This is a genomic window from Streptomyces bicolor (assembly GCF_000719285.1).
GTDB lineage: Bacteria > Actinomycetota > Actinomycetes > Streptomycetales > Streptomycetaceae > Streptomyces > Streptomyces bicolor.
Genome location: NZ_JOFS01000159.1, coordinates 1 through 223, shown reverse-complemented (window position 1 = coordinate 223; position 223 = coordinate 1). Strand labels below are relative to the sequence as shown.

Genomic DNA, 223 nt, shown 5'->3' with positions numbered 1-223 from the left:
GCGGGCCAATCAGTTGGCGCACCGGCTGGTGGGTCTGGGGGTGGGGCCGGAGGCGCCGGTGGCGGTGCTGATGGAGCGCTCGGTGGACCTGGTGGTGGCACTGCTGGCGGTGCTGAAGGCGGGTGCGTTCTACCTCCCGCTGCACAGCGGTTACCCGCTGGAGCGGATGCAGTGGATCGTCGACGAGACGTCCGCGCCGGTGCTTCTGGCCGACACGGCGATG

At 70.9% G+C, this 223-nt stretch carries 1 protein-coding gene; it reads left to right on the top strand.

Going from position 1 to position 223, the window contains the following annotated elements:
- Positions 1–223, top strand: a 223-nt coding sequence (locus IF78_RS47360; RefSeq protein ID WP_158751734.1) for an AMP-binding protein, incomplete at both ends; no start/stop codon positions are given.